The sequence below is a fragment of the Okeania sp. genome (genome assembly GCF_983059655.1).
In genome coordinates, this window is the sequence record NZ_CEZPJD010000539.1 from 1 (window position 1) to 5473 (window position 5473).

Annotated in this window: 5 protein-coding genes; all 5 read right to left on the reverse strand. The window is 34.9% G+C overall.

The window, feature by feature from the left end; genetic code table 11:
* Nucleotides 1-152: 152 nt before the first annotated feature.
* Entirely contained in the window at nt 153-1211 is a 1059-nt protein-coding gene (locus AC3DU7_RS23665) for a WG repeat-containing protein (protein WP_488041752.1), read from the reverse strand.
* A 408-nt stretch (nt 1212-1619) separates the two neighbouring features.
* Entirely contained in the window at nt 1620-2879 is a 1260-nt protein-coding gene (locus AC3DU7_RS23670) for a hypothetical protein (protein ID WP_488041753.1), read from the reverse strand.
* Between the two features lie 221 nt (nt 2880-3100).
* On the reverse strand, nt 3101-3958 hold the full coding sequence (locus tag AC3DU7_RS23675; RefSeq protein ID WP_488041754.1) for a M20/M25/M40 family metallo-hydrolase: 858 nt from the start codon (nt 3956-3958) through the stop codon (nt 3101-3103).
* Nucleotides 3959-4391: 433 nt separating this feature from the next.
* A complete protein-coding gene (locus AC3DU7_RS23680) occupies nt 4392-5264 on the reverse strand; it encodes an EamA family transporter (RefSeq protein WP_488041755.1) in 873 nt (290 codons plus the stop codon).
* 27 nt (nt 5265-5291) lie between these two features.
* On the reverse strand, nt 5292-5473 hold a 182-nt coding region (locus AC3DU7_RS23685), incomplete at its 5' end, for a hypothetical protein (RefSeq protein WP_488041756.1).

Consider the following 5473-nt stretch of genomic DNA (forward strand, 5'->3'; position numbering starts at 1 on the left):
ACTCTAAGTGCCAAAAATAATTTTGTGGTCTACTCAAATGAAAAGCGCTGTATAACCCCAAACAATTGTAGACACCGCTGGTCTGGAAAAAAACTATCCTGCCTATACAGAATAAATCTCTTTATTCTTCATACTCCCTACTCCCTATTCTCCTATTTAGTTAAATTCCAGACAAATCTGCCAATTTTATCTATATAACCTTTTTCTCCATCTACCCACACCTCTGCAATACCATTGGAGAACCCAAAAGCATTATCAAACTCTGGCTCAATAATCATCTCATTAGAAGCATTAATATAGCCATACTTGTTATCAATCCTGACTTCTGCTAAACCTTCTGAAAAGTTGCCAGCAAAATCATACTGCGGTTGAATTACTCTCTGGCCAGAAACATCTATATAACCATACTTGTCATCAATTTTTACTGCTGCGAACCCTTCGGAGAATGTTTGATTAAAAATAAACTGTGGCCTAATAAATTCCTTACCAGTTTTATCAATATATCCCCACCTATCCCCTATTTTGACCCTTGCTAAACCATTAATAAAATCTCCAGCAAAATCATATTTAGCCTCAATTACTACTTTTCCAGTCGGATCTATATACCCATATTCATAAGCACTGCCAATTCTCACTGCAGCTAATCCATCTACAAAGAAGCCACGTCCTGTTTGCCCTCCATATTCTGGCTGAATGACTACCTTGCCAGTTGGGTCGATATAACCCCACTTACCATCAATTGTAACTCGTGCCAGACCTTCAGAAAAGTAGACTGCCTCTTCAAACTGGGGTTGAATTACCATTTCTCCACTTTTGTTAATGTAACTCCATCTCTGACCAATTTTTTTAACTGCCGCTAAAGATTCGGAAAAACGTACAACAGACTCAAATTCTGGCTCGATCGCTATTTCTCCTTGTTCATTAATATAGCCCCACCTTTCTGCTATTTTTACAGCTGCTAATCCTTCTGAAAAGTTTTGTACCCGCTCGAATCTTGGAGGGATAACTATTTTACCCATTTTGTTAATAAACCCATATTTTCCGTTTTGTTGAATAGGAAATAGTTTTCTTTGTTCTTTTTTTGTGACAGGGGATGCTGTGGGGGTTGGTGGTGGGGGTGGGTCAATTAATTCCTGAATTTCTTTAACGGCACTACAGGATGTTAACCCTAAAATAGCTAGACTTATAAATAAATATAGAGAGCGTTTCATTTTGTACAATTTTCCTCCAATTTCTAGTTAATTTTTTAATTTGTATAACTAGATTCAATATTCTTAGGTTTTGGTTATTTATACCATGGTTCATATCTATTTGTACTAGACTTTTTGTAGAAGTCAGGGAATAGCGGTCAGACCCTGCGTCGGCGGGAATGCTGACCAAGAGAGGGAATAGGCAATAGGCAATAGGTAGATAAAATTGTTTATTTCATATCTTTAATTGATTTAATTAAAGTTTTTGCAAGAGTTCTATTATGCCAATTACCAAAAGTAATACTATACTTAGACTCTACTTCAATTATTAAGTAATTAACGCAGAGATAATCACTTGTTTTGATAATTAGCACCCTGGTTAGCATTAATTATTATTATGTTTACTTCTCCCCCACCCCCCCACTCCCCCTACTCCCTTCTTCCCGGGATACCTGCTTCGCATTTGAGTAGACGCTCAAGAATAGCGATCGCTGTTTTATCTGAAGCTTTGATAATTTTTTCTTCTACACCAATATTAATTAATTCCATTCCTAAACGGAGGAAATATGCTCGTTCTATTTGATTATTAATTTCTTGTTCAGTAATGTTTCCTCCACCATTTTCAATGTAAGATTTTTGTAGGTCTAAATTCAATATTTTTACGATTGATTTAACTACATATTGTTGCTCTGGTCGTGCTTTGGATAAAAGATTAATCATTGGTTGTTCCCAAATTAATTTAATATCAGCTTTACTTGCCTGATTTTGTAACCATACTTCTAAAGTTGAAACTGGCAAATCAATTGTTTTTTCGTCTACCTTCGCAAAGCTATGAGCTTCGATATAACTAATTTTTCCGTCTTGATTATAATCTGCTGAAGCTACTTTTTTTCCAGTACGACTATAGCCACTTAATCCTGCAAAAAAACTGGAACTATAATCTTTATAATCTGCTTCGTTTACTTCTGGAGTGCAGCCCACTGAAGGTAAGGTTTTGATAGTCGCAAAAAAACCACAACGACTCTGAAGTGCTATAGATTTCTTGGGATCGCCACCTTGATAAATAATATTAGCAAACGAGCCGGAAAAACATTGAGCCATCATCGTTACTACTGGAGTATTTTGGGGTAATTTATCTAGAGTTTGTGATAATTTCTGAACTGTTAGAGGTCGATCTCCCCAAAGCATTAGAGCATTATTATTATTATTGTTTAAATTTTTTATTCCGTGACCTGTAAAGTAAAAAAATATAGGGCGACGAGACGTTTCTCTGGCAGCTTTTTGAAACCAAATCAGGAAATTTTTTAATGTTGCTTTGCCCTGAATATTCGGAATTTCTGGTACTTTAAATCGTTGTTTTCCTAATGCATCAATATAGCGAATTGTGGCTTGTCCATCATTGCCATTAGCAAAAAATGTTGTAGCTGATAATTGGTTATATCCGATTTTTTCTAGGGTTCGTTGAAAGTAAAGTACATTTTTTTCAATGGCAATTTCATTTTGTGCTGGAGTACCACCTCCTCCAAATACTAAAAATTTTGGTTGTTGTTGATCGGTTTGACAATTATGAGTTTTTTGTTGGCTGATTTTTGTGGAATTATTATCTGCTACTACTACTTGCTGTATGCTTCCTATTGCTAGAAAAATTAATCCTAAAATTATTTTTTTTATTGGAGATTTTTTTTGCATAATTATGATATGTCAGTCTGATTTTTTTCCTACTTTATTTGTCAGCATTCAGCCGTCAGCTATCAGCTATCAGCTATCAGCTATGAACTTACTATTACACTAAAGGATAAATTAGTCTCCAAAGAGAATTAAAACTTATGTTTGCGTAGCATTCTGCAGGAAAAGCTGTTTGCGGAGCATTCCGTAGGAAATGCTAATAGCTGAATGCTTACCTTTATTTTTTACAGAATATTTCTCATAGCAACAATTAATCCCTGACAAACTCCTGTGAGAAAATTTAAGTCTAAAGTTTCAATAGTATCACTGTTTTGATGATAATTAGGATTCCGCATATTGGCAGTATCGGTAATCATTATAGCGTTATATCCTCTATCCCAAAATGGAGCATGGTCGCTGCGACGAGTATCAGGCACAATTAAACCTTGATTTGGTACTGGCAAAAACTGACAATTAGTTCCTATTTTATTAAATTTCCTACTCATTTGGAACATATCAATAATTGTAAGTAAATTGCCAATTAATGCAATAAAATTACCTTGGTTTGGATAAAAATATTTTAACCCTTTAGGATAAATTTGGGAGCCAGGAGTAGAGTCACAATAGCCGAGCATTTCTAAAGATATCATTAGTCTAAGTTTCTGTTGTTTTTGTTGAAGTTTTTCGGCATAATGACGACTACCTAATAATCCATATTCTTCCATATCAAATGCAACTAAACGAACTGGATATTTCAATGGTTGAGATGAAAATTCTCTAGCTAATTCTAGTAAAACTGCTACACCAGTTGCATTATCATCTGCTCCTGGCGTACCTAGTACTGCATCATAATGAGCGCCAATTAATATTGGTGATAAGTTCTGTTTTTTACTGTTATTAATAGAGGGTAAATTTAACACTAAATTTTGATGAGTTTTGCCTGTTATCTGAAATTCATCAATTTCTACATTTCCCCACTGTGACAACTGCCGATAGATATATTGTCTGACATAAAAATGTCCTCCTGATGCTAGATATGGGTCGCGATCGCGTACTATTTCATTCAGATGATCTTGTAATCTTGCTTGTAAATTAAATTTCATATTTAAAAGAAAGTAGTTTAACAATGAATAATTAATAATTAATAATTAATAATTACCTCTCCTTGAAAAGAAGAGGATTGACTAATCATGAAAATTTTTCTTCTCTTGGTCGATTGGATATGGCGATCTTCGGAGCGGCTCTGCAAGAGCGGGTCTCCTCGCCATCCCACCCTACGGGAAGCTGCGCTTTTCGCGCCAGCGTTGCAAAGCAAACGACCGCTTATTATCCCCTTAAAAGGGGGGCTTTAAACCACAATTTTTCGGTAAGAGTTTCAGTTTTTTTATCTACTTTTTGATTTGTCGCAACCTATTTAGGATTGCTATAACTTGCTAAGATACATTTTAAATATATTTTAGCTTATACAATTAATTGTGTTTCATTACTTATTTTTATCTTTTCCCTTCTTCCTTCTTCCCTCTTCCTTCTTTCTTCTTAATTGAGTTGTGAAATACTGATTAAAAATACTCCAAGTATCATAATCGTAGCTCCTAACAATCTTTCTTTGATGCCTTTTTCTTTGAGAATTATTTTTCCTAAAATCACACTAAACAATGCACTTGTTCTTTTGACAGAAATAACATAAGCAACAAAAGTTAAATTTATAGCCATCATTTGACATCCCATAGCTACGGAGTTAATCATACCATATACAACTAATTTCCAGCCACCAGTTTTAATTTTATATGAATTATGATGGGATTTATATAAAACAATTGGTAATAGCAAAATTGATATAGTAAAAAATACAGAAATTCCCCAAAAAATAGGTGAAGAATTTTGCACGCCTACCTTATCAAAATTACCAGTAATACTCCAAATAAAAGCCACTAATAAAGCTAGTCGGGAACCTTTATCTATAATTATTGCTCGAAAGGGAGCAAAATATCCTCGCTGTTTTTCTTTGATATTTAATACATATGAACCAACTACAATTAATAAAACGCCAATTATACCCATTAGGTTAGGGAATTCTCCCACAATTAATGGCGAAGTTATTAATAAAAATAAGGGAGTAAAAGTAGCAATAGGAGCAACAATTGATAAATCAGAAATTTTAATGGCTTTGAGATAAATTGTATAGGCGATCGCATTCAAAGAGGCGCTGACTGATAGAGCTAACCAAAAATTATTTCCTAACTGGGGAATTTCAATAAAAAATAATAAGGGACTTAAAAATAAAGCAGTAAAAAATGTCAGGCTACATCCAATAATATATTCATCAAAATTTTTTAGTTGTGTCTTGTTATAAACATCTTTAACAGATTGAAGAAATGCTACTGAAGTAGCTAAAAAAAACCAAAGCATAGATTATTTTCCTGCTCAACTGAGTAATTAAGTTAAAGTCGCAGTCTCTATATTAGACATCTCTAGAAATGGAAGTGGGGGAGTAGAGGAGTGGGGGAGTAGGGAGTAGGGGAGTGGGGAGTAGGGAGTAGGGGAGTGGGGAGTAGGGGAGTGGGGAGTAGGGCAGTGGGGGAGTGGGGGAGTAGGGCAGTGAGGGAGTGGGGGAGTAG